The following is a 21,521-nucleotide window of genomic DNA, read 5'->3' on the forward strand; positions in this document are numbered from 1 at the left end:
ACCCCTCAACACTCACCACGGAGAACAACAATGACAAAGCCTCCGCTCCAACAGACGGCCGATGGTTTCTACCTGAACCGCACGCCCTGGTTCGCCTTCATTTTGCTGTGCAGCATCTTCGCGCTGTGGGCGGCCGCCGCGAGCATGAACGACGTGCTCATCGCGCATTTCAAGAAGGCCTTTCTGCTCAGCGATTTCCAGACCGCGTTCGTGCAGTCGGCGTTTTACCTGGGCTATTTCTTCGTGGCGATCCCGGCCGCGCTGGTGGTCCGCCGTTTCAGTTACAAGACCACCATCCTCATTGGCCTGATGCTCTACATGTTCGGTTGCCTGCTGTTCTTCCCGGCGGCGTCGACCGCCAAGTACGGCATGTTCCTGCTGGCGCTGTTTGTGATCGCGGCGGGGCTGTCGTTTCTGGAAACCGCGTGCAACACCTATTCGACGCTGATGGGCCCGCGTGAAACCGGCACCCGTCGCCTGAATATCTCCCAGACCTTCCATCCGTTCGGCGCGATGGCCGGGGTCTACGTCGGCAGCTTCGTGATGTTCAAGGACACCGACGCCACCCGCGAGCAGCTCACGCAAATGAGCGCATCCGACGCGGCGGTCCAGCAATTGCAAATGATCCAGTCCACCTTGCTGCCGTACAAATGGATGATCGCGGTGCTGGTGCTGATGTTCATCCTGATCGCCATCACCCGGTTTCCGAAGTGCAAGGGCAATCAGGTGGCCAGCAAGAAATCCGCCAGTCTCGGCCAGAGCCTGTCGCGACTGTGGCGCAACAAGCGTTTCACCTTTGGCGTGCTGGCGCAGTTTCTGTACGTCGGCGCCCAGGTCGGTGTCTGGAGTTTCACCATTCGCCTGGCGATGCAGTTGGGCGGCATGAATGAGCGCAGCGCGTCGTGGTTTTTGCTGACCACCTTCGCCGCCTATTTTGTCGGCAAACTGATCGCCAACGTGCTGATGCGCAAACTGCACCCGGCCAAGGTGTTGGCGGTGTACGGCGTGCTGTGCATCGTGTTGCTGGCGTATACGATCCTGGTGCCGAACATCACGGCGGTGTACGCCGCCGTTGGCGTCAGCGTATTCCTCGGTCCCTGCTGGCCGACCATCTACGGCTTGACCATTGACGGCCTGGGCGAAGACACCGGCGTCGGCGGTTCGCTGCTGGTGATGAGCATTGTCGGTGGCGGGGTGATCCCGATCTTCCAGGGCCTGCTGTCCGATTACAGCGACGGCAACATGCAACTGGCGTACAGCGTGCCGTTGTTGTGCTTCATCGTGATCGTGATGTACGCGGTGCGTTGCCTGCGTCATTCCGACAGCGAGCGGAGGCCAGTGGGTGCGGTGGTGACTTCATGAACACGCGGATCAACCTGCAGCCGTCGCAGTTCGGCGAGGCGCGCAAAACTTTGCTGGAGTCGGAGGCGTTCACGGTCAGTTCCTGGGTTTACCCCAGTGGTGTGCTGGCGCTGGAGTTGGCCAACAGTCGCGGCCGTCTGGTGGTGTTGCCGTATCTGGGACAGATGATCTGGTCCGCCGTGTTCGACGGTTGCGACCTGACCATGAGCAACCTGTTCAGCCAGCCCCGACCGAGCCCTACGGTGATCGGCACTTACGGCTGTTTCATGTTTCACAGTGGCCTGTTGCGCAACGGTTGCCCGAGCCCCGAGGACGATCATCCGCTGCACGGCGAGATGCCTTGCGCAGTGATGGATCGTGCCTGGCTGGAGGTCGGTGAAGACAGCGCTGGCGGTTTCCTGCGACTCGGCGGCGAGTACGAATATGCGCAGGGGTTTGGTGACCGATACCTGGCCACGCCCAGCGTGACCTTGCGCGCTGATTCCGGGCTGTTCGACATCGCCATGCAGGTGACCAATCTGGCAGGCAAGCCGATGGACCTGATGTACATGGCGCACATGAATTACGCCTATGTCGACGGCGCCCGCTTCATCGAGCCCTTGGGTGTCGAGCGCGTGCGCTTGCGCAGCAGCGTGCCGGCCCACGTCAAACCGACGCCGGCCTGGACTGAATACATGCAGGTGCTGGCCAAAGACCCGGAGCAGTTCACCTGCCTGGATCAGCCGAGGCTCTACGACCCCGAGATTGTGTTTTTCTTCGACGGCGTGCGGGCGGACGACAGCGGTCATGCGCATTTTCTGCTGAGCCATCCCGACGGTGCGGCGTTCTACACCCGCTACCGTCCAGACCAATTCGACCACGCCGCGCGCTGGATCCTGCACAACGCCGATCAGCAAGTGGCAGCGTTTGTGCTGCCGTCCACTTGCGAGCCGGAAGGCTATCGCGCCGAGTCCGCCAAGGGCCATGTGCGTTCGCTGGCGGCAGGGGCGACGGCGGATTTTTGCGTCACCACCGGTTACCTGAGTGCAGCGGAACAACAGGCCTTGATCAGATGATCAACTGCGCGCCGCTGGCGGTGATGGCGTCGCGGTAGGCCTTGGGGATTTTCTTGTCGCTGACCACGAACTGGAAATCCCCGAGGTTGGCGAAATGCGCGGTACGTACCGTGTCGAACTTGCTGTGGTCAGCCAGCAGCAGCCGCTGTTGCGCCTGGCGCAGGACCTTCTGCTTGACCTCCACTTCATTGAAATTGAAGCAGGTCACGCCGAAGTCCTGGCTGATGCCGGCGGCGGAAACGAAGGCCCAGGTCAGGCGCACGCTGTCGAGGATGCCGGTTTCGCGGGTGTTCTCGAACACCTGGTTCTTGCGATGGAACGTGCCGCCGCACACCACGATGTGGCAGTTGGGTTTTTGCGACAGTTTGGTCAGCACGTTCAGGGAGTTGCACACCGCGGTGAACTCGAGCTCGTCGGGAATGAAATCGATCACGAAAGGCGTGGTGGTGCCGCAGTCGAAGAACACCGTGTCGCCCGGCTGGATAAACCCGGCGGCGAGTTTGCCGATACGGCGTTTTTCTTCGACGTGGCGGGTGTCCTGCTCGGCCACGCGGTAATCGCCGGGCTCGTTGCCATCGTGGATTCTGGTGATGTAGCCACCGAGCAGGCGCAGGTGGTCGGTGTATTTGTTGAGGTCGCGGCGCAGGGTCATCTCGGACACGTCCAGCAATGCCGCCATCTCGCGCAGATGAATGGCGCTCTGGTCTTGCAGGGCTTGTTGAATCAGCTTGAGACGCTCGGCTTTTTTACTGTCCACAGGCATTCCGGGGTTGATTGTTGATGTTATTTAAGTAACATTATTTGTGAGTTTTGTAACGTTTTTGCGCGAATCACCCTCGATTGTGGCGCAGGGGCATTTGAATATACAAACAGGAGTTTTTGCGATGGCACACCTCGAACCCCAAGCGCTGGCGCAGTACATCGATCATACCTTGCTGGCGCCTGATGCTTCCCGCGAGCAAATCGCTGCGTTGTGCCGCGAAGCTGCCGAACACGGCTTCTATTCGGTGTGCGTGAATTCGGGTCAAGTCCCTCATGCGGCTCAGTGCCTTGAAGGGCAGCGCGTGAATATCTGCGCGGTGGTCGGCTTCCCGCTGGGCGCCGGCCTGAGCGACACCAAGGCCTTTGAAGCCGAGCGGGCGATCGCCGCCGGTGCCGGGGAAGTCGACATGGTGTTGAACATAGGCTGGTTAAAGGACGGCTTGTTTGATCAGGTGCGCGACGACATCGCCCAGGTGTTGCAGGCGTGCGGCAGGGTGCCGCTGAAAGTCATCCTGGAAAACTGCCTGCTCACCGATGCCGAAAAGGTGAAGGCTTGCGAGATCTGTCGTGAACTGAAGGTCGCGTTCGTCAAGACTTCGACCGGTTTCAGCCGCAGCGGCGCCACCGTGGAAGACGTTGCGCTGATGCGTCGCACCGTCGGCCCCGACATCGGCGTCAAGGCCTCCGGTGGCGTGCGCGATTACCCGACCGCCCTGGCGATGATCGAAGCCGGCGCCACGCGACTGGGCACCAGCTCGGGCATCGCGATCATCGGCGGCGCATTGGCGGCTGGCGAGGGTTACTGATCAGTCCACCTGCAACACAATCTTGCCGATGTGATCGCCGGCTTCCATCCGTGCATGGGCCTGCGCGGCCTCGGTGTATGGGTAAACCTTATCGATCATCGGCAGGCAACGCCCGGCAGCCAGTACCGGCCACACATACTCGCGCAGCTGTTCGGCGATCGAGGCTTTTTCTTCACGGGTGCGCGAGCGCATCAGCGAGCCGGTGATCGTCGCTCGCTTTCCCATGATCGCCATCAGGTCGACATCGTTGGCGCGGGCTCCGCCGAGGAAGCCGAGCATCACCAGGCGACCCTCCATGCCCAGTGCCGCGATGTTCTGATTCAGGTACGAGCCGCCCATGATGTCGAGGATCACGTTGACGCCTTTGCCAGCGGTTTTTTCCGCGATGACCTGGACGAAATCCTGGTCGCGGTAGTTGATCGCTTCGGCACCCAGCTTGCGGATCGCCGCGCACTTCTCCTCACTGCCCGCCGTGGCGAAGGCCTTGACGCCGAATTCGCGGCAGAGCATCAGCGCCGTGGTGCCGATGCCGCTGGTGCCGCCGTGAATCAACGCGCGCTGGCCTTTGCTGGCGCCGCCCATGTCGAACAGGTTGGCCCACACCGTGAAGAAGGTTTCCGGGACGGCCGCTGCGTGCACCCAATCCATGCCCTCAGGGATCGGCAACGTCTGGCTGGCCGGTGCAACGCAATACTGCGCGTAACCACCGCCATTGGTCAGCGCACAGACGTTGTCGCCGACGATGAATTCGCTGACGCCTGTGCCGACGGCCACCACTTCACCGGCCACTTCCAGCCCGGGAATCGGGCTCATGCCGGGTTTCATCGGGTACTTGCCAGCGCGTTGAATCACATCGGGACGGTTGACCCCGGCGGCGTGCACACGGATCAGCACTTCGCCTGCGCCGACCGTGGGCACCGGTTCCTGGCGCGGCTTCAACACCTCGGGGCCGCCGGGCTCGGTGATTTCAATCAGGGTCATGGTTTGCGGCAAAGTCATGTTGGAGTCCTGTGGAGAAAGTCGTCTGTAAATGGGATCGCATCAGTGAACCAATAATTCAGTCCAAACCACCGACCCCCTGTAGGAGCGAGCCTGCTCGCGAAGCGGTGTGTCAGTCACATTGCTGCAGGATCTGCCTACGTCTTCGCGAGCAGGCTCACTCCTACAGTGGGGCTGTTCAGCAAACGCATGGCCTGTTCCAGCAACAGTGCAACCACAATCGCGCCCGCCGCAATCACAAACAACAACCCATGCTGACCACCGCTGGCATTGAACAGCGCCGAATACGCAAACCCGGCAATCGCCTGGAAGGTGGCGAATGAAACCGTCGCACGGCTCCAGGCAATCTGCTGCTGGTGATGGTTCGGCAGCAGTTCATGCACCCGCGCCAGCGCCAGTGGAACGATGCCCGGCGGGAACGAACCGAGGATCACGGCCAGCACGGCCAGCGCCGTAAACGAACTGGAAATCGACAGCAGGCCAACGGCAATCGCCTGCACCACCAGCACCAGGCGGATGCTCAGCTTTGCGCCCAGTTGATCGGCCAGAAAACCGTAACTCACCGGCCCGATGATCGCGCCCAGTCCGTACATCACCCAGATCAGCGCTCCGATGTGCGGGCCGGCGCCGAGGCCGCGGGCCACGTAATCCACCAAAAACACCATGGCCGGCACCAGCCCGGCCGCCATGAAGGCGTATTGAGCGAACAGCAGGTACACCCCCGGGTCGGTTGGTGTGGTGGTTTTCTCGATCGACACCGCAGCGGCTTGATGATGCGCCTCTTTCGGCCAACCGAACCAACTCGTGGCTGTCAGAAGCAGTGACAGCAGCCCCAGGCCAAACCAGGTTTGCTGCAAGCCAAGGCTCAGCAGCGGCGGCACAATCGTCCCCGAGCCGGCGATGCCCAGGCCGATGCCGAGGAAAATCGCACCGCTGGCCAGACCTCGGCGGGACGCCGGCACGTGGGGCAATACCGTCGCGGCCACCAACACCATGATTGCGCCACCGGCAACCCCCGACAGCAATCGCCAGCCGAAGAACCAGCTCACCGACAATGGAAAACCGCAGGCGAAAAACGACAAGGTCACGGCCAGCATCATCAGGCGTAACGCGGTTTTGTTCGACGTGCGGTTGGCCACTGGCCGGCCGATCAGCGCACCGATCAGGTAACCCACGAGGTTGGCGGCGCCGAGGTACACCACGTCGCTGGCGGAAAACCAGTGCGCCTGGATCAATGAGGGAATCAGCGGCGTATAGGCAAACCGCGCCAGGCCGATGCTCACCAGGCTGGCGCTGAGGCCGGCGAAGATCGGCAGCCAGATCGCGCTGCGCGGGGTAGTCGATATGCTGTGCATGGGAAAGGTCCTGAGAAGGTTTTACGCTGGCCTTCAGACTATCCCGATCGGTTGATGTAATAACGCAGCGAGTTTGCGCTATGGTGATGCAAATCTGCATCAGTGGGGGAGCCGTATGAATTGGGATGACGCACGGGTGTTTCTGGCGGTGTGCCGAGAGTCGACGCTGCGGGGCGCGGCGCGGGTGCTGGGGGTTGATCAGGCCACGGTCGGTCGACGGATCACGGCGCTGGAGAAGTCGTTGAGTGCGACGCTGTTTCTGCGCACCTCTGAAGGCTATGCGCTGACAGCGGTGGGGGAGGCGGCGCTGACGGCCGTGGAAAAAATGGAGCATTCGGCACTGGAACTGGAGCGTCGGATTCAGGGGCTCGACGATCGACTGACCGGGCTGGTGCGGGTCAGCACCACCGATTCCCTGGCCATCGATTTTCTGATCCCGGCCATTGCCCACTTACATGAACAGCACCCCGACGTGCGCGTGCAACTGGACGCCTCCACGCAGATTCTCAGCCTGGCCAAACGTGAAGCCGACATCGCCGTGCGCAACACCCGGCCGGACAACCCGGACCTGATAGCCCGTCGCATCGCACGCTGGCCGGTGGGTTTGTTTGCTTCTCAGCATTACGTAGATGCCCATGGCGTGCCAACGCCGGGCTCGGCGTTCGAAGGGCACGACCTGGTGGTGTATCAGCCGTACCTGCAAGGCAATAAAGACATGACCCTGGTCTCGGAACCGCTGGGGCGCGGGCGGATTGTGGCGAGTCTGAGTTCCAGTCTGCTGGTGCGCCGATCCATCGCGGCGGGGCTCGGGGTCGGGGAAATTCCGGTGTACATGGGAGAGAGGGACGGGCTGGTCAGGTTATGGCCGGAGCGCACGCGACCGGTGCCCTATGACGTCTGGCTGGTGACCCACGCGGACCTGCGGCACACGGCCAGGGTCCGGGCGGTCATCGATGAAATTGTCGCGGTGTTTTCCGGTACCGGCGAGTGAGTCGTCGCTAATCGAAGGACCCACACAACCCTTGTGGCGAGGGAGCTTGCTCCCGCTGGCTGCGGAGCGGCCCCCTATCTATCTAAAGAGAAGGGGACTGCTTCGCAGTCCAACGGGAGCAAGCTCCCTCGCCACAGATGATGTGATTGGCTGGTAAAAGCCTGGGGACACAGAAGCCCCCAGGTCAGTCACGGTCATGGCATTTCCGGCAGTTCTTGCGGGCGCAGGTCAAACACCAGCACTTCGGCATCCACACCGTTGCTCAACGCCAGCACCTGCTCATCACGAACCCGCACGCCATCACCTTCTTGCAGCTGCACGCCATTGAGTTCGACGCTGCCACGGGCCACGTGCACATAGGCGTAGCGGTTGGCGGCCAGTTCCAGTGTGGCGCTTTCCTTGCCGTCGATCAGCGCGGCATACACCCGTGCGTCCTGACGCACCTTCAGCGAACCCTTGGCCCCGTCGGGGGAGATGATCAGTTGCAGGCGCCCACGTTTTTTCTGGGTGCTGAAGTGCTCTTGCTGATAACGCGGTTTGGCGCCGCTGACGTCCGGCACGATCCAGATTTGCAGAAAGTGCACCGGCCGCGTGGCCGAGTGGTTGTACTCGCTGTGGGCCACGCCGCTGCCGGCGCTCATCAATTGCACGTCGCCAGGACGGATCACCGAACCGGTGCCCAGGGTGTCCTTGTGTTCCAAAGCACCTTCGAGCACGTAGGAGAAAATCTCCATGTCGCGGTGCGGGTGCTGGCCGAAGCCTTTACCGGCCGCCACACGGTCATCGTTGATAACCAACAGGTCAGAAAAACCCTGCTCTTTCGGGTTGCGGTAATTGGCGAAGGAAAAGGTGTGGAACGACTTCAACCAACCATGATTGGCGGCGCCGCGATCCGAGGCTTTGCGAAGGGTCAGCATGATGAAATCTCCTGTGGGGACGTTGATTCGTCCGAGTGAGGAGAAGGTTAATGGTTACTGGCTGGTGCAATAAGTAGATGGAAATTGAAATACTGTCGCTTTGTGGTTGACAATAATGAACGGGCATTCAGGCATTTTCCTCCGACGCTGGCGCCGGACATTAGCCATAATGCACAGCAATGCCTGGCAAGAACCCTGTAGGAGCGAGGCTTGCCCGCGAAAGCGTCATTACATTCAATATTTATGCTGACTGACACACCGCTATCGCGAGCAGGCTCACTCCTACAGGGGATTGGTGTTTGTTAGAGGGACCTTCTTTTGACTTCAGTGATTTTGAACCCATGAAAACCGTGGCTATGGTGTTGTTTCCGGACTTTCTGCTGCTCGACATGGCCGGGCCCATGGAAGTGTTTTCCATCGCCAATCGATACCTGGCAGCAGATGACCGTTATGAACTGGCGACCATCGGCACCGAGCATGGCGCGTTGCGGGCCTCCAACGGCGTCAGCGTGCAGGCCGATCTGCACATCGATCAGGCCGATCAAGCCTATGACCTGCTGCTGGTGCCGGGCGGCCCGGGCGCGTACAACGAAAAACATCCGCCGTTGCTGTGTTGGCTCAAAGCCGCTGTCGATCGCGCCGGGCGCTACGGCTCTATCTGCACCGGCGCGTTCGTGTTGGGGCATGCCGGTTTGCTGGACGGTTATCGCGTCACCACCCACTGGCATTACACCGAACGGCTGATCAAAGGCTTTCCCAAGGCGACGGTGGAGACCGATCAGATTTACGTGCAGGACCGCAACCTCATCACCTCCGGCGGCGTCACTGCCGGTATTGACCTGGCACTGGCGGTGGTCGCCAAAGACCACGGCAAGAAAGTCGCCCAGGACGTGGCCAAGGTGTTGCTGGTGGTGATGAAACGCCAGGGCGGGCAAGCGCAATTCAGTCCGTTGATGGCCACTGTCGCGCCGCAGGAAACGCCGATCACCCGCGTGCAGAACCATGTGCTCGAACACCTCGACGAAGCCTTCAGCATCGAACGCATGGCCGGCCTGGCGAACATGAGCACGCGGCACTTCGCCCGGATGTTTGCCCGGGACGTGAACATGACGCCCATGGAGTTTCTGCAAAGCGCGCGCATCGATTGCGCCAGGAATCTGCTGGAAACCAGCGATCTGCCACTCAAGACCGTGGCCTTCAAAAGTGGCTTTGGCAGCGTGCGTCATATGCGCTTCCTGTTCGCTGAAAAGCTCGGTCTGACCCCGACGCAATACCGCGAACAGTTCAGCTAGAGCGTTCTTGGCCGTTGTGCGCACCGCAATGGCCGTGACGCTCCCCCCATGGCAGTTGTACCGTCACCGAGGCCTGCCAAGATAGCCGTGAACTCTTTGCAATGGAGGTGCGGGAGCCTGGAAGGTGGGTGCGATCGATATTTCTGCACTGTGAGCCGGGCCAGGTTTTCAGCACGCAAACGTGCATGAACAGCTTCAGAGATTTAAACAGCGATACGGTGCTGCGGTTCGGCCCCTACGCCTTTCACCAGCGGCAACGGCTGATCCTGGACGGTGATCGGCCGCTGCGCATGGGCGGTCGCGCCCTGGATATCCTCCAGGTGCTGGTTGAGCGCGCCGGCCATGTGGTCAGCAAGGACGAGTTGATTGCCCACGTCTGGCCGACGTCCGTGGTCGAAGAAATCAACCTGCGCGTGCATATTGCGGCGCTGCGCCGGGCGCTTGGCGACGGGCAGAACGGTGAGCGCTACATCGTCAACATCCCCCAGCGCGGCTACAGCTTTGTCGCCCCGGTGGAGTCGGTGCCGGCGACCACCGTGGTCTCGATCGAGACCGCGCAAAAACATCAACATAACCTGCCTGCGCGGCTCACACCCGTGACCGGACGGGACTCGATGGTCGGCAGCCTGGTCCGGCAATTACCGGTTCGGCGGCTCATGACCCTGGTCGGCCCCGCTGGCATCGGCAAGACCACCGTGGCGCTCCGCGTGGCCGAACTGCTGTTGCAGCACTATAAAGATGGCGTTTGGCTGGTGGATTTCGCGGTGCTCGATGATCCCGCACGCGTGGTGGATCACCTGACACAAACCCTGGAACTGGAGGTCGGCACGTCCCTGGAGGTGTTGGCGAATCGGCATATGTTGCTGGTGCTCGACAACTGCGAACACCTGTTGGAACGCTGCCGGGCATTGGTCGACGATTTGCTGGCGTCGGCGCCTCGGCTGTCGATTCTCGTCACCAGTCGTGAACCGCTGATGGCAGCGGGGGAAACAGTTCAGCGCTTGCCGTCGTTGGCGTTGCCGCCCGCGTCGGCGTTGCACAGCGTGGCCGAGTCCATGGGCTACTCGGCGGTGCAGTTGTTCGTCAGTCGAGCCCGAGCCCGTCAACAAGGGTTTGCCTTGCGCGAACAGGACCTCAAGGCAGTGCGTGAAATCTGTCGACGACTTGACGGTTTGCCGCTGGCCATTGAACTGGCAGCGGCGCAGATCGATGCGCTGGCATTGGTCGGCTTGCAGGCTCAGCTGGATAACTGTTTTCAACTGCTGACTCAGGGGCGACGCACGGCCGTGCCCCGGCATCAAACCCTCAAGGCCGCGCTGGACTGGAGCTATGAACGGCTGAGCCAGGGGGAGCAAACCGTGTTGCAGCGTCTCTCGGTGTTCAAGATGTCCTTCACCCTGGAGGCGGCGATTGGCGTCAGCAGTTGCGAGCTGCTCAAACCCGATCAACTGGCGACGCTGGTGCAGCGGTTGGTCGCCAAGTCGCTGCTGTCGATGGATCAGGTCAACGGCACCACGCGGTACCGCTTGCTCAATACCACGCGCACCTATGCCCTGGAGAAACTCGAACACAGCGGCCACCTGCGTACGTTCGAACAGCGCTACTCGCATTACATCAGCCGGGCACGCTGGGTCTCAGGCGTTCAGGTGCCCATGCAGCTCGTCGAGTAGCCGACGGACTTTGCTCAGGTCCGGGGTAGCAAAGCCTTCGGTGAACCGGTTGTAGATCGGCGTCAGCAGTTCATGAGCCTGCTGATGCCGACCCTGACGCTGCCACAATTGCGCCAGCGAAGTGGCGCTGCGCAGCTCCCAGGCCAGGGCGCCCTGATGCCTGGCGACATTCAACGCTCGCAGCAATACCTCCTCCGCCATCTCGCTTTTTTGGGAGCGAGCTTGCTCGCGAACGCGTTCACTCGGGTCATCCACTGCCTGCGCATTTTCTTCAGTCAGCAACGCATCAGCCCTGGCCCGCAGTATCTCCGCCGTGCTCCAGCCCGCTGCCCCGGTATCGGCCCGTTGCCACAAGGCGTCATCGACGAACGTGGCGTCCAGCGTGACCATGATTTCCTTGATCAGCCCGGCACCCGGCGGTGGCGCCGACGGTGCTCCAGCCTGGTCGATCACTTGCGCGTAGTGTTGCGCCCACGTATGAAACAGCAGCACCGAATGTTTCTGCGCCTGTTCCAGTAGCAGCCGTAACAGTTTGCGTGCGGTTGTACTGTCGCCGTTGTAGTGGGCGATCAGGCAGCCGGCCAGCGCCAGGGTGTAGCAAATGGAGGTGCCGTGGTTGATCTGCAGCGCGATGTCCAGCGCCTGGCGGGCGGTGCGCCACGCCTGCTCCGGCTGACCTTGCAACCAGAGGATGCGCGCCAGAATTGTCAGGGCGGCCACGCTCTGATCGTATTGCACGCCAAAGCCGTGGGTGAAGCGGTTGAGGTGCCCGCTCTGGGCCATGCGCTGGATGACCTGTTCGGCATTCACCCGGGCCAGTTGCTGATTGCCGGCAAAGTGCAGGGCCAGGACGCGCAAGCGGTGCGTGCTCAGCGACAGCACGGGGTCACCCTGGGCGCCCAGGCGGTCGAACAGCTGGCTCTGCTCCAGCGCCATTTGGTAGTGGCCGCAACTGAGATTGACCGCCATGTGCCCGGACACCGCCCGCAGTTGACCGGCCACGTCGTTGTTGTGCCTGGCCAGGGTTCTGGCGCTGACGAACGCGGCAATGGTTTCGGCCGTGCCGCCCTGGGTGTGGTAGCAGGAACTGCCGAGGGCGAGCTTGAGGGCCATTTGCAGGTGAGGACAGGGCTCGGGCGCCGCCTCCAGCAAGGCCAGCGCCTTGCGCACGTAAACGCCATGTTCTTTGAGCAGCGACAACTCCTGCCACAGCGGCGTCGACGTCGCGGTCAGCCGGATCGCCAGCGCCTGCGAACCTTGGGCGTTAAAGCCCCAGTCGAGGGCCGAACGAATGTCATCCAGACTGCGGGCGTAACGCTCGATCCACAGGCCTGTGGAAATCAGCTCCCAGTCAGTTTGAGCCTGATGCATCAAGGCCAGGCAGCGTTCGGCGTGGCGCTTTCGGGTGTCCGGCAGGTCCAGGGTCTGGTCGAGTTTTTCCAGTGCGTAGCTGCGGGTGGTGTCGAGCAAGCGGTAGAACACTTCTTCGTCGCCCACTTCCACGTTCAGCAACGACTTGGCCACCAGTTGCGTGATCGAGCCAAACACCTCGCCGGGCTCGATGTGTTCGCCGACGATCACCGCCGCGGCCGACTCCAGCGTAAAACCGCCCCTGAACACCCCCAGTCGGCGCAGGCAGGTTTGCTCGCAGGCGTTCAGCAGTTCGAAACTCCAGTCGAGCGTGGCGCGCAGGGTCTGGTGCCGGCCCAGCGTCGACGGACAGCCTTGGGTGAGCAGGCGAAAACTGCCTTGCAACTGCGTCAGCAACCCGCTCAGGCCAAAGTGGCTGACTTGCGCCGCCGCCAGTTCGATGGCCAGCGGAATGCCGTCCAGGCGGTGGCAGATGTCAATCAATAACGGCAGGTCGTCATCGCTCAGCTCGAAACTGTCCTGGCTGGCCATGGCCCGCTCGACGAACAGTTGCAATGCGGAAAAGGTCAGCGCCTGGGCGCGGTCCAGCACCGCGATGGGGGGTGGGCAATCAAGCGATTCGAGACGCTGGACGAACTCACCTTCGGCCCGCAGGCTCTCGCGGCTGGTGGCCAGGATGTGCACGTGCGGCGCGGCGCGCAGGATGCTTTCGCAGAGCAGCGCGACCGCGTCGAGCAGGTGCTCGCAGTTGTCGATCACCAGCAGCATCCGCCGCTCGCGCAGGAACGTGGCCAGTCCGTTTGTAGATTCGGCATCGTGCAGGGACAAATCCAGCAGCGTCGCCAACTGGGCGCTGATCATGCTCGGATCGCTGAGCGGCGCCAGGTCCAGCAGGCGAATACCGTCCCGGTAGCGGCCGATCAACAGTTCGGCGACGCGCAGCGCCACGGTGGTCTTGCCGATGCCACCGGGGCCGACGAGGGTGATGAAGCGCTGGCGTGACAGCTGAGTGACCAGGTTTTCGACCAGCGATTGACGACCGATCATGCGCGTCCGGCGGATCGGCAGGTTATGGGCGCTCGGCTGGAGGCTTTCGCTCGCAGGGTGCTGCTCGATGGACTCGAGGGAGAAGGGCGCGACAAAACTGTAGCCGCGCTGGGCGACAGTGACGATATAGCGCTGGCCGGCCTGGCCGTCGCCGAGGGCTTTGCGCAGCGCCGCCATGTGCACGCGCAGGTTGATGTCTTCGACGACGCTTTTGGGCCATACCCCGGCGATCAGTTGCTGTTTGCTGACCACGTTTGGGGCGTGCTCCAGCAGGATCAGCAGAATATCCATGGCGCGCCGGCCCAGGCGCAGGGGCTGGTCGGCCTCCAGCACCAGGCGTTGTCCGGGATAGATCCGGTAGGGGCCGAAATGGATGGCCTGTTCTGGGGAAAGGGTCAACGTGTCGCTCCTGCTTGCAGCCGTCTGGTACGCGGTTTCCGAGCATATTCCTCAGGTTTTTCCGGCAACGCAACGAGGTGTTCGCCTGACTGTCGGGTGTCCGCTGCGACTGCCTGTACCTGGCGTCCCTGGCAGGCGCCGCATTTATTGAGGGGCAACCTTGGCAAAGCCGCTGTTGAGGCTTTTGGCGCGCCAACGAAAATTAACAACGTTTAACTCGTCCTGCGTCTGGTCTACGCCCAAAACTCTGCTGCTTCAACACCCGCTGGTCTTGTAGGCGCGAACCAGCTCGCGATAGCAGTGGGTCAGCTTGCTTCGATGTTGAATGTGCCGCCGCCATCGCGAGCAGGCTCGCTCCCACAGGGAATTGTGCCGGGCTGGCGAGTGGGGCATGTAGCAAAGGGATCAACTTGTCATGAGGACACCGGGATGAGCAACGTGGTGGTGGTCTATCACAGTGGCTACGGGCACACCCGGGTCATGGCCGAAGCCGTGGCCCTGGGTGTGGAACGGCATGTGGGCAGCACCTGCCTGCTGGTTCCGGTCGATGAAGTGGACCAGCACTGGGACCGGTTGCACAGCGCCGACGCCATCATCTTCGGCGCCCCGACCTACATGGGCAGCGCGTCGGCGCAGTTCAAAGGCTTCATGGAGTCCACGGCGGCGTTCTACCTCGCCCAGCCGTGGCGCGACAAACTGGCCGCCGGCTTCACCAATTCCGGCTGCCTGTGCGGCGACAAACTCAACACCTTGCTGCAGATGGCGGTATTCGCCGCGCAGCACTCGATGATCTGGGTCGGCCTCGACCTGCTGCCGGCGCGCTCCAGCACCGGCGCCTTCGACGGGCAAATGAATCGCCTCGGCAGCTCGCTCGGCGCCATGGCCCAGTCGAATGTCGAACAGACCCCGGACCTCGCCCCACCTCCCGAAGACCGTTGCACCGCCGCGCACCTCGGCGAGCGGGTGGCGCGGCTGGCTGAACGAATGAACCCATCACCGCTTTGATACACCCCCAACACTCGCAAAGGAGACATCGCATGAGTACGTTCACGACCCGAGATGGCACCGAGATTTACTACAAGGACTGGGGCACCGGCCAACCCATCGTCTTCAGCCACGGCTGGCCGTTGAACGCCGACAGCTGGGAATCGCAGATGATCTTCCTGGCCTCCAAAGGCTACCGGGTGATCGCCCACGACCGTCGTGGTCATGGCCGCTCCAGCCAGCCGTGGACCGGCAACGACATGGACACCTACGCCGATGACCTGGCGCAGTTGATCGAGTTGCTCGACCTCAAAGACGCCGTGCTGTTCGGCTTCTCCACCGGCGGCGGCGAGGTGGCGCGCTACATCGGTCGCCACGGCACCGGTCGCGTAGCCAAGGCCGGGCTGATTTCCGCGGTGCCGCCGCTGATGCTCAAGACCGAAGCCAACCCCGGTGGCCTGCCGATCGAAGTGTTCGACGGCATTCGCCAGGCATCTCTGGCCGACCGTTCGCAGCTGTACATCGACCTCGCCAGCGGGCCGTTCTTCGGCTTCAACAAACCGGACGCCAAGCCGTCCCAGGGCATGATCGACTGGTTCTGGATGCAAGGCATGATGGCCGGCCACAAGAACGCCTACGACTGCATCAAGGCGTTCTCGGAAACCGACTTCACCGAAGACCTGAAGAAGTTCGACATCCCGACGCTGGTGGTGCACGGCGACGCGGACCAGGTGGTGCCCTTCGAAGCGGCGGGTATCGCCTCAGCAAAACTGGTGAAAGGTTCGCAGCTGAAGGTCTACCCCGGTGCGCCCCACGGCTTGACGGATACCCACAAGGATCAGCTCAACGCTGATCTGCTGGCGTTTCTCAAGGGTTGATGTACCCCGGCGCGGGCATGGGCCCGCGCCGGTTTTCGCTCTGATAAAACAGGTTTTATAACGCGTGAGTTTGAGCGGTGCAGGCGCGACGTGGGGGAAGGGCGCGCACCGCACGGCAACGCCACGCAAACGGGTTGATGCCTTCGCTGCGGGTGAAGATGTGGCAGAAATGCGCCTGATCGCAGAAGCCGCATTCGAGGCTGATTTGCGTCAGCGTCATGTCGGTGTTCTGGATCAATTGCTTGGCCCGGGCGACGCGTTGGTGACGAATCCAGTCCTGGGGCGAGAGCCCGGTGCTGCACTTGAACGCTCGGGAAAAATGACTGCGCGACAGGGCACAGGCGCGGGCCAGTTCGGTGACTTCAACGGTTTCACCCAGGCGTTCGAGGATCAGTTGCTTGGCCAGCTCTTCACGCCATGGGGTCAAGCCGCCGGTGGCTTTTTTGGGTGCTTCATCGACTGCAGCACGGGCGACGTTTTGCTGAGAATGGGCCATGACAATTGTCCGTGTCGGTGAGCTTCATTCTTGGTTGCGAGGCCTTGTCAGGCGAGTTAAACGTTGTTAATTCCTCATGCCGGGTGGGCAGTCTTACGTAAAGTCAGAGACAATCGTTACCCTCAAGCCTGGCTGAACACACAAGGAAACCGTGCCTATGAACCGTAACGATCTGCGTCGCGTCGACATGAACCTGCTGGTGATTTTCGAAGCGTTGATGTTCGAAAAGAACCTGACCCGGGTCGCTGAAAAACTGTTCATGGGGCAGCCGGCGGTGAGTGCGGCGCTGGGGCGGTTACGGGATTTGTTCGACGATCCGTTGTTGCTGCGCAATGGTCGCGCCATGGAGCCGACGGCGCGGGCACTGGCTATTCTCAAGGAGCTGCAACCGGCGATGGATGTGATTTCCGGGGCGGTCAGTCGGGCGAAGGAATTCGATCCGACGACCAGTAGCGATGTGTTCCGCATCGGGTTGTCGGACGATGCCGAGTTCGGTTTGTTTCCGCCGTTGTTGCGGCAATTGCAGGAAGAGGCGCCGGGGATCGTGGTGGTGGTGCGTCGCGCCAACTATCTGCTGATGCCGGCGTTGCTGGCCTCGGGTGAGATTTCCGTGGGGGTGAGTTACACCACGGATTTGCCGGCGAATGCCAAGTGCAAGAAGTTGCGGGACATTCCTTGCAAGGTGCTGCGCGGGGACAAGCGGCCGGGGACGCTGACGCTGGACGAATATTGTGAACGTCCGCATGCCATGGTGTCGTTCTCGGGTGATTTGAGCGGCAATATCGATCTGGATCTGGCCAAGGTCGGTCGCAGCCGTCGGGTGGTGTTGGGTGTGCCGCAGTTCAGCGGGTTGCGGGCGTTGTTGGCCGGGACTGAGATGATTGCCACGGTGCCGGATTATGCGGCGTGTGCGCTGGTGGAGGGGTGTGCGTTGCGGGCGGAGGATCCGCCGTTTCCCATTGATGCGGCGCAGTTGTCGATGGCCTGGAGTGGGGTGCATGACAATGATCCGGCGGAGCGGTGGTTGCGGTCGCGGATCAGTGAGTTCATGTCTAGGCCTTTGGTGGTTTCGGCTTGAACGTGGCGGCCTTCGGGCCGACCAGGTTCCCCTTGATGTACCCCATCCCCAATGTGGGAGCGAGCCTGCTTGCGAAGGCGGCCTGATAGCCGACCTATCTCTTTCAGGTGTACATATCCATTTCTGCGGTAACGGCTGCTTATGGTTTCGCTCTTACAGCGACTCACTTTTCCAAACGCCGAAAAGTAAGCAAAAGGCTTCGCCCCAGCGTCCGGCCCCTCGCCTAGGCTCGGCGTACCCTCGCTCCGGCATTCATCTGGGGGCATCGCCTCCGGTCGGCTTCGCTTCGACCTCCTCTCGATGTGTGCGGCTTCGCCGCACGGCGCTACGCGCCCACCCCCCAGATGAACGCCTCCACTCGGCCTCCCGAAGGGGCGGGCAGATCAAGATCAAAAGCAGGCGAGCTAACGCTCGGCCTAATGAGTGGTGAAAAGCGCAGCGTGTACACCGAACCCTTGTAGGAGCGAGGCTTGCCCGCGAAGGCGGCCTGCCAGCCGACCAATCTCTTGCAGGTACACCCATTCCACTGTAGGAGCGAGGCTTGCCCGCGAAGGCGGCCTGCCAGCCGACCAATCTTTTGCAGGTACACCCATTCCACTGTAGGAGCGAGGCTTGCCCGCGAAGGCGGCCTGACAGCCGACCAATCTCTTGCAGGTACACCCATTCCACTGTAGGAGCGAGGCTTGCCCGCGAAGGCGGCCTGACAGCCGACCAATATTTTGCAGGTACTCCCATTACACTGTAGGAGTGAGCCTGCTCGCGATGGCGGCCTGACAGCCGACCAATCTCTTGCAGGTACCCACATTCCACTGTGGGAGCGAGGCTTGCCCGCGAAGGCGGCCTGACAGCCGACCAATCTCTTGCAGGTACCCACATTCCACTGTGGGAGCTGGCCTGCCAGCGAAGGCGGCCTGCCAGCCGACCAATATTTCGCAGATGCACCCAATCCAATTGTAGGAGTGAGCCTGCTCGCGATGGCGGCGTATCAGCCACCATCAAGGCTGAATGATCCACCGCTATCGCGAGCAGGCTCGCTCCCACAGGATCTTCGTCGGTTGTAGATCTGGCTCATCCGCAAAACAGCACGTACATCCAATTTTCCCCAGTCCCGTCCCGGCACTATCAAACCAGGTCCCGGCGCATGAACGTCGGTGGTTTTTCATTTGTGCAGGTAGCCCATGAATACATCGCGATGGGATGAGCGGGCGCAGGATTTCGGACTGCTGTTTTTGCGGGTCACTGGCGGTGTGTTTCTACTGTGGGTGCACGGTTTGCCGAAGCTGCTTAACTTCAGCGCTCAACTGCAAGTCATCGAAGACCCGTTTCACCTCGGCGCGAACGTCACGCTGATGCTGGCGATTTTTGCCGAGGTGCTGTGCCCGTTGCTGATTATCGCAGGGGTGTTGGTGCGTTTGGCGTGTCTGCCGATTTTGGCAGTGTTGCTGATCGCGCTGCTGGTGGTGCATGCGCAATGGAGTCTCGATGAAGGGCAGTTCGGTTGGCTGCTGTTGATTGTGTTCACCAGCCTACTTATCGCCGGGCCGGGACGGCTGGCGCTCAATGTCCGATTTGCCGGAGCTTTGCGTTATGCCTGAATCCAATCGTTTCGAGGAAGTCGTGACCCTGGTCATCAAGCACCGGGTCAAAGCCGGTTTTGAAGCGCCCTATGAAGCCTGGTTGCGCAACATTGTCAGCATCGCCGGGCAGCAGGAAGGGCACTTGGGCGTGGATGTGATGCGCGGTAAAAACGCTGGCCTGGACATGTACACCTGCGTGCTGCGCTTTTGTTCCACCGACGCGATGCAGCGTTGGCTCGATTCGCCGCAGCGCCTTGAGTTGGTCAACGAAGCCACGCCGATGCTCGCCGATGGCGACCAGACCGAGGTCAATCCGGTCAACGAATTCTGGTTCGCGCCGCAGGCCGACGCCGCTTCGCCACCGCCGCCGCGCTGGAAGCAGGCCGTGGTGACCTTGCTGGTGATTCTGCCGCACACCTTGCTGGTGCCGCTGCTCTGGGGCCCGCTGCTGCAACTTAACGCCATCCTGTCCAATTACGTGGTCGCGACGTTCCTGATCACGCTGACCATCGTCGTTTCGGTGGTGTACCTGTTCATGCCGATGGCGACGCGTCTGTTCGCGCCCTGGCTGTCTCAATCCACTCCGTCCAAGGAAACGCGATGAACGCCGATCTGATTTTATTCAATGGCCAATTTCATACCGTTGACCGTGAAAACCCACGCGCCAGCGCGGTGGCGATCCGCGAAGGTCGCTTCGTCGCGGTCGGCACCGACGCCGAAGCCATGGCCCTGCGCGGGTCGGGCACGCAGGTCATCGACCTCAAGGGTCGTTGCGTCATTCCCGGCCTCAACGACTCGCACTTGCACCTGATTCGCGGCGGTCTGAACTACAACCTCGAACTGCGTTGGGAAGGCGTGCCATCGGTGGTCGATGCCTTGCGCATGCTCAAGGACCAGGCCGATCGCACGCCCACACCGCAATGGGTGCGGGTGGTCGGTGGCTGGAACGAATTCCAGTTCGCCGAAAAGCGCATGCCGACCCTCGAAGAACTCAATCAGGCCGCGCCGGACACTCCGGTGTTTGTCCTGCATTTGTACGACCGCGCCTTGCTCAACCGCGCCGCATTGCGCGTGGCCGGTTACACCCGCAACACGCCGAACCCGCCGGGTGGCGAGATTGTGCGCGATAGCAACGGTGAGCCGACCGGCATGCTGGTCGCCCGTCCCAATGCGATGATTTTGTACTCGACGCTGGCCAAGGGGCCAAAGTTGCCGCTGGAGTACCAGGTCAACTCGACGCGCCAGTTCATGCGCGAACTCAATCGCCTCGGCCTGACCAGCGCCATCGACGCCGGCGGTGGTTTCCAGAATTATCCCGACGATTATCAGGTGATCGAACAGTTGGCCAAGGACCAGCAGCTGACCATTCGCATCGCCTACAACCTGTTCACGCAGAAGCCGAAAGAAGAGCTGACCGACTTCAAGAACTGGACGTCGAGCGTGACCCTGCATCAGGGCGACGATTACCTGCGACACAACGGCGCCGGGGAAATGCTGGTGTTTTCGGCGGCGGATTTCGAGGACTTCCTCGAGCCACGTCCGGATCTGCCGCAGACCATGGAAGATGAGCTGGAACCGGTGGTTCGCCACCTCGTCGAGCAGCGCTGGCCGTTCCGTTTGCACGCCACGTACAACGAATCCATCAGCCGCATGCTCGACGTGTTCGAGAAGGTCAACCGCGACATTCCGTTCAACGGTTTGCCATGGTTTTTCGACCACGCTGAAACCATTACGCCGCAGAACATCGAGCGGGTGAGGGCGCTGGGTGGCGGTATTGCGATTCAGGATCGCATGGCGTTTCAGGGCGAGTATTTCGTCGAGCGTTATGGCGCCAAGGCCGCCGAGGCGACCCCGCCGATCAAGCGCATGTTGGCCGAAGGGGTACCGGTCGGCGCCGGTACGGATGCCACGCGGGTGTCGAGCTACAATCCTTGGACATCGTTGTACTGGATGGTCAGTGGCCGCACCGTCGGTGGCCTGGAACTGCATGCCGAGGGCCTGTCCCGGCAGACCGCGCTGGAGCTGTTTACCCACGGCAGCGCCTGGTTCTCGTCCGAGCAGGGCAAGAAAGGCCAGATCAAGATTGGCCAACTGGCGGATGTCGCGGCGCTCAGCGCTGACTTTTTCAGCGTCGATGAAGAAGCGATCAAGTGGATCGAATCGGTGTTGACCGTGGTCGGCGGCAAGGTGGTGTACGCCGCCGGCGATTTCGAAAAACTGGGACCTGCCAGCGTGCCGGTGCTGCCGGACTGGTCGCCGGTGGTCAAGGTGCCGGGTCATTGGCGTCCGACGTCGCCGATGCAGGCGCAGGTTCACCATTGCAGCGGGCCGTGCGGCGTGCATGCCCACAGCCATGAAAAGGCCCGGTTGTCGAACGCGCCGGTCAGCGATTTCGCCGGTTTCTGGGGCGCGTTCGGCTGCTCGTGCTTCGCGTTCTGACGATCACAAAACGCGCCGATGCGCTGCGTCGGCGCCTTGCGTA

At 61.7% G+C, this 21,521-nt stretch carries 18 protein-coding genes; 12 read left to right on the plus strand and 6 right to left on the minus strand.

All coding sequences use genetic code 11. From position 1 onward, the window contains the following. The first annotated feature begins 30 nt into the window (after positions 1 to 30). Together fucP and AB4N91_RS08025 are read left to right on the plus strand one after the other, a co-directional pair. The gene (gene fucP / locus AB4N91_RS08020; RefSeq protein ID WP_154912640.1) at positions 31 to 1,362 is read left to right on the plus strand and encodes an L-fucose:H+ symporter permease; all 1,332 of its coding nucleotides are present in this window, start codon (positions 31 to 33) and stop codon (positions 1,360 to 1,362) included. Continuing rightward, positions 1,359 to 2,417, plus strand: a complete 1,059-nt coding sequence (locus tag AB4N91_RS08025) for an aldose 1-epimerase family protein (protein WP_154912641.1) — start codon at positions 1,359 to 1,361, stop codon at positions 2,415 to 2,417. Before fucP ends, AB4N91_RS08025 begins: the two co-directional genes overlap by 4 nt. Here the strand turns inward: AB4N91_RS08025 and deoR are convergent. Further along, positions 2,410 to 3,174 (minus strand): DNA-binding transcriptional repressor DeoR, encoded by a 765-nt coding sequence (gene deoR / locus AB4N91_RS08030; RefSeq protein ID WP_083376359.1) that lies wholly within the window; start codon positions 3,172 to 3,174, stop codon positions 2,410 to 2,412. The genes AB4N91_RS08025 and deoR overlap by 8 nt on opposite strands. A gap of 127 nt (positions 3,175 to 3,301) precedes the next feature. On the opposite strand from deoR, the gene deoC reads away from it, so the two are divergent. Further along, the gene (deoC, locus tag AB4N91_RS08035) at positions 3,302 to 3,985 is read left to right on the plus strand and encodes a deoxyribose-phosphate aldolase (RefSeq protein WP_010455756.1); all 684 of its coding nucleotides are present in this window, start codon (positions 3,302 to 3,304) and stop codon (positions 3,983 to 3,985) included. Here the strand turns inward: deoC and AB4N91_RS08040 are convergent, their stop codons facing one another. Continuing rightward, positions 3,986 to 4,984 carry an NAD(P)H-quinone oxidoreductase gene (locus AB4N91_RS08040; protein ID WP_010455755.1) on the minus strand — a complete coding sequence of 333 codons (999 nt, stop codon included), beginning with the start codon at positions 4,982 to 4,984 and terminating at the stop codon, positions 3,986 to 3,988. 137 nt (positions 4,985 to 5,121) lie between these two features. Further along, entirely contained in the window at positions 5,122 to 6,339 is a 1,218-nt protein-coding gene (locus AB4N91_RS08045; protein WP_154912642.1) for a YbfB/YjiJ family MFS transporter, read from the minus strand. Between the two features lie 115 nt (positions 6,340 to 6,454). Between AB4N91_RS08045 and AB4N91_RS08050 the strand changes: the two genes are divergently transcribed. After that, on the plus strand, positions 6,455 to 7,330 hold the full coding sequence (locus AB4N91_RS08050; protein WP_154912643.1) for a LysR family transcriptional regulator: 876 nt from the start codon (positions 6,455 to 6,457) through the stop codon (positions 7,328 to 7,330). Between the two features lie 194 nt (positions 7,331 to 7,524). On the opposite strand, the gene AB4N91_RS08055 is transcribed toward AB4N91_RS08050, so the two are convergent. Next, on the minus strand, positions 7,525 to 8,247 hold the full coding sequence (locus AB4N91_RS08055) for a pirin family protein (RefSeq protein ID WP_010455748.1): 723 nt from the start codon (positions 8,245 to 8,247) through the stop codon (positions 7,525 to 7,527). A gap of 341 nt (positions 8,248 to 8,588) precedes the next feature. On the opposite strand from AB4N91_RS08055, the gene AB4N91_RS08060 reads away from it, so the two are divergent. Together AB4N91_RS08060 and AB4N91_RS08065 are read left to right on the plus strand one after the other, a co-directional pair. Then, positions 8,589 to 9,539 (plus strand): GlxA family transcriptional regulator, encoded by a 951-nt coding sequence (locus AB4N91_RS08060; RefSeq protein ID WP_042932737.1) that lies wholly within the window; start codon positions 8,589 to 8,591, stop codon positions 9,537 to 9,539. A gap of 185 nt (positions 9,540 to 9,724) precedes the next feature. Then, positions 9,725 to 11,209 (plus strand): ATP-binding protein, encoded by a 1,485-nt coding sequence (locus AB4N91_RS08065; protein WP_460112277.1) that lies wholly within the window; start codon positions 9,725 to 9,727, stop codon positions 11,207 to 11,209. On the opposite strand, the gene AB4N91_RS08070 is transcribed toward AB4N91_RS08065, so the two are convergent. Next, a complete protein-coding gene (locus AB4N91_RS08070) occupies positions 11,174 to 14,026 on the minus strand; it encodes an ATP-binding protein (protein ID WP_154912645.1) in 2,853 nt (950 codons plus the stop codon). The genes AB4N91_RS08065 and AB4N91_RS08070 overlap by 36 nt on opposite strands. A gap of 429 nt (positions 14,027 to 14,455) precedes the next feature. Between AB4N91_RS08070 and AB4N91_RS08075 the strand changes: the two genes are divergently transcribed. Continuing rightward, complete coding sequence (locus AB4N91_RS08075; RefSeq protein WP_102595815.1) at positions 14,456 to 15,031, plus strand: flavodoxin family protein; 576 nt, start codon at positions 14,456 to 14,458, stop codon at positions 15,029 to 15,031. Positions 15,032 to 15,063: 32 nt separating this feature from the next. Next, on the plus strand, positions 15,064 to 15,888 hold the full coding sequence (locus AB4N91_RS08080; RefSeq protein ID WP_077748146.1) for an alpha/beta fold hydrolase: 825 nt from the start codon (positions 15,064 to 15,066) through the stop codon (positions 15,886 to 15,888). A gap of 55 nt (positions 15,889 to 15,943) precedes the next feature. Here the strand turns inward: AB4N91_RS08080 and AB4N91_RS08085 are convergent, their stop codons facing one another. Next, the gene (locus tag AB4N91_RS08085; protein ID WP_154912646.1) at positions 15,944 to 16,384 is read right to left on the minus strand and encodes a helix-turn-helix domain-containing protein; all 441 of its coding nucleotides are present in this window, start codon (positions 16,382 to 16,384) and stop codon (positions 15,944 to 15,946) included. Between the two features lie 157 nt (positions 16,385 to 16,541). Between AB4N91_RS08085 and AB4N91_RS08090 the strand changes: the two genes are divergently transcribed. From AB4N91_RS08090 to AB4N91_RS08105, 4 genes are all read left to right on the plus strand, one after another. Then, the gene (locus tag AB4N91_RS08090; protein ID WP_145306316.1) at positions 16,542 to 17,462 is read left to right on the plus strand and encodes a LysR family transcriptional regulator; all 921 of its coding nucleotides are present in this window, start codon (positions 16,542 to 16,544) and stop codon (positions 17,460 to 17,462) included. 1,178 nt (positions 17,463 to 18,640) lie between these two features. Continuing rightward, entirely contained in the window at positions 18,641 to 19,057 is a 417-nt protein-coding gene (locus AB4N91_RS08095) for a DoxX family protein (protein WP_077750469.1), read from the plus strand. Then, the gene (locus AB4N91_RS08100; RefSeq protein ID WP_102595898.1) at positions 19,050 to 19,643 is read left to right on the plus strand and encodes an antibiotic biosynthesis monooxygenase; all 594 of its coding nucleotides are present in this window, start codon (positions 19,050 to 19,052) and stop codon (positions 19,641 to 19,643) included. Before AB4N91_RS08095 ends, AB4N91_RS08100 begins: the two co-directional genes overlap by 8 nt. Beyond that, positions 19,640 to 21,478, plus strand: a complete 1,839-nt coding sequence (locus tag AB4N91_RS08105) for an amidohydrolase (protein WP_102595899.1) — start codon at positions 19,640 to 19,642, stop codon at positions 21,476 to 21,478. The genes AB4N91_RS08100 and AB4N91_RS08105 overlap by 4 nt, the downstream gene beginning before the upstream one ends. Positions 21,479 to 21,521: the final 43 nt, after the last annotated feature.

The sequence above is a fragment of the Pseudomonas sp. H3_D04 genome (genome assembly GCF_054669175.1).

What these genes read in the sequence shown, in the direction of transcription:
- AB4N91_RS08095 (WP_077750469.1), top strand. Translation starts at nt 18,641, where the DNA reads ATGAATACATCGCGATGGGATGAGCGGGCGCAGGATTTCGGACTGCTG.
- AB4N91_RS08080 (WP_077748146.1), top strand. Translation starts at nt 15,064, where the DNA reads ATGAGTACGTTCACGACCCGAGATGGCACCGAGATTTACTACAAGGAC.
- AB4N91_RS08065 (WP_460112277.1), top strand. Translation starts at nt 9,725, where the DNA reads ATGAACAGCTTCAGAGATTTAAACAGCGATACGGTGCTGCGGTTCGGC.
- AB4N91_RS08040 (WP_010455755.1), bottom strand. Translation starts at nt 4,984, where the DNA reads ATGACTTTGCCGCAAACCATGACCCTGATTGAAATCACCGAGCCCGGC.
- deoC (WP_010455756.1), top strand. Translation starts at nt 3,302, where the DNA reads ATGGCACACCTCGAACCCCAAGCGCTGGCGCAGTACATCGATCATACC.
- AB4N91_RS08105 (WP_102595899.1), top strand. Translation starts at nt 19,640, where the DNA reads ATGAACGCCGATCTGATTTTATTCAATGGCCAATTTCATACCGTTGAC.
- AB4N91_RS08060 (WP_042932737.1), top strand. Translation starts at nt 8,589, where the DNA reads ATGAAAACCGTGGCTATGGTGTTGTTTCCGGACTTTCTGCTGCTCGAC.
- AB4N91_RS08075 (WP_102595815.1), top strand. Translation starts at nt 14,456, where the DNA reads ATGAGCAACGTGGTGGTGGTCTATCACAGTGGCTACGGGCACACCCGG.
- AB4N91_RS08055 (WP_010455748.1), bottom strand. Translation starts at nt 8,247, where the DNA reads ATGCTGACCCTTCGCAAAGCCTCGGATCGCGGCGCCGCCAATCATGGT.
- AB4N91_RS08050 (WP_154912643.1), top strand. Translation starts at nt 6,455, where the DNA reads ATGAATTGGGATGACGCACGGGTGTTTCTGGCGGTGTGCCGAGAGTCG.
- AB4N91_RS08085 (WP_154912646.1), bottom strand. Translation starts at nt 16,384, where the DNA reads ATGGCCCATTCTCAGCAAAACGTCGCCCGTGCTGCAGTCGATGAAGCA.
- fucP (WP_154912640.1), top strand. Translation starts at nt 31, where the DNA reads ATGACAAAGCCTCCGCTCCAACAGACGGCCGATGGTTTCTACCTGAAC.
- AB4N91_RS08025 (WP_154912641.1), top strand. Translation starts at nt 1,359, where the DNA reads ATGAACACGCGGATCAACCTGCAGCCGTCGCAGTTCGGCGAGGCGCGC.
- AB4N91_RS08045 (WP_154912642.1), bottom strand. Translation starts at nt 6,339, where the DNA reads ATGCACAGCATATCGACTACCCCGCGCAGCGCGATCTGGCTGCCGATC.
- AB4N91_RS08100 (WP_102595898.1), top strand. Translation starts at nt 19,050, where the DNA reads ATGCCTGAATCCAATCGTTTCGAGGAAGTCGTGACCCTGGTCATCAAG.
- AB4N91_RS08090 (WP_145306316.1), top strand. Translation starts at nt 16,542, where the DNA reads ATGAACCGTAACGATCTGCGTCGCGTCGACATGAACCTGCTGGTGATT.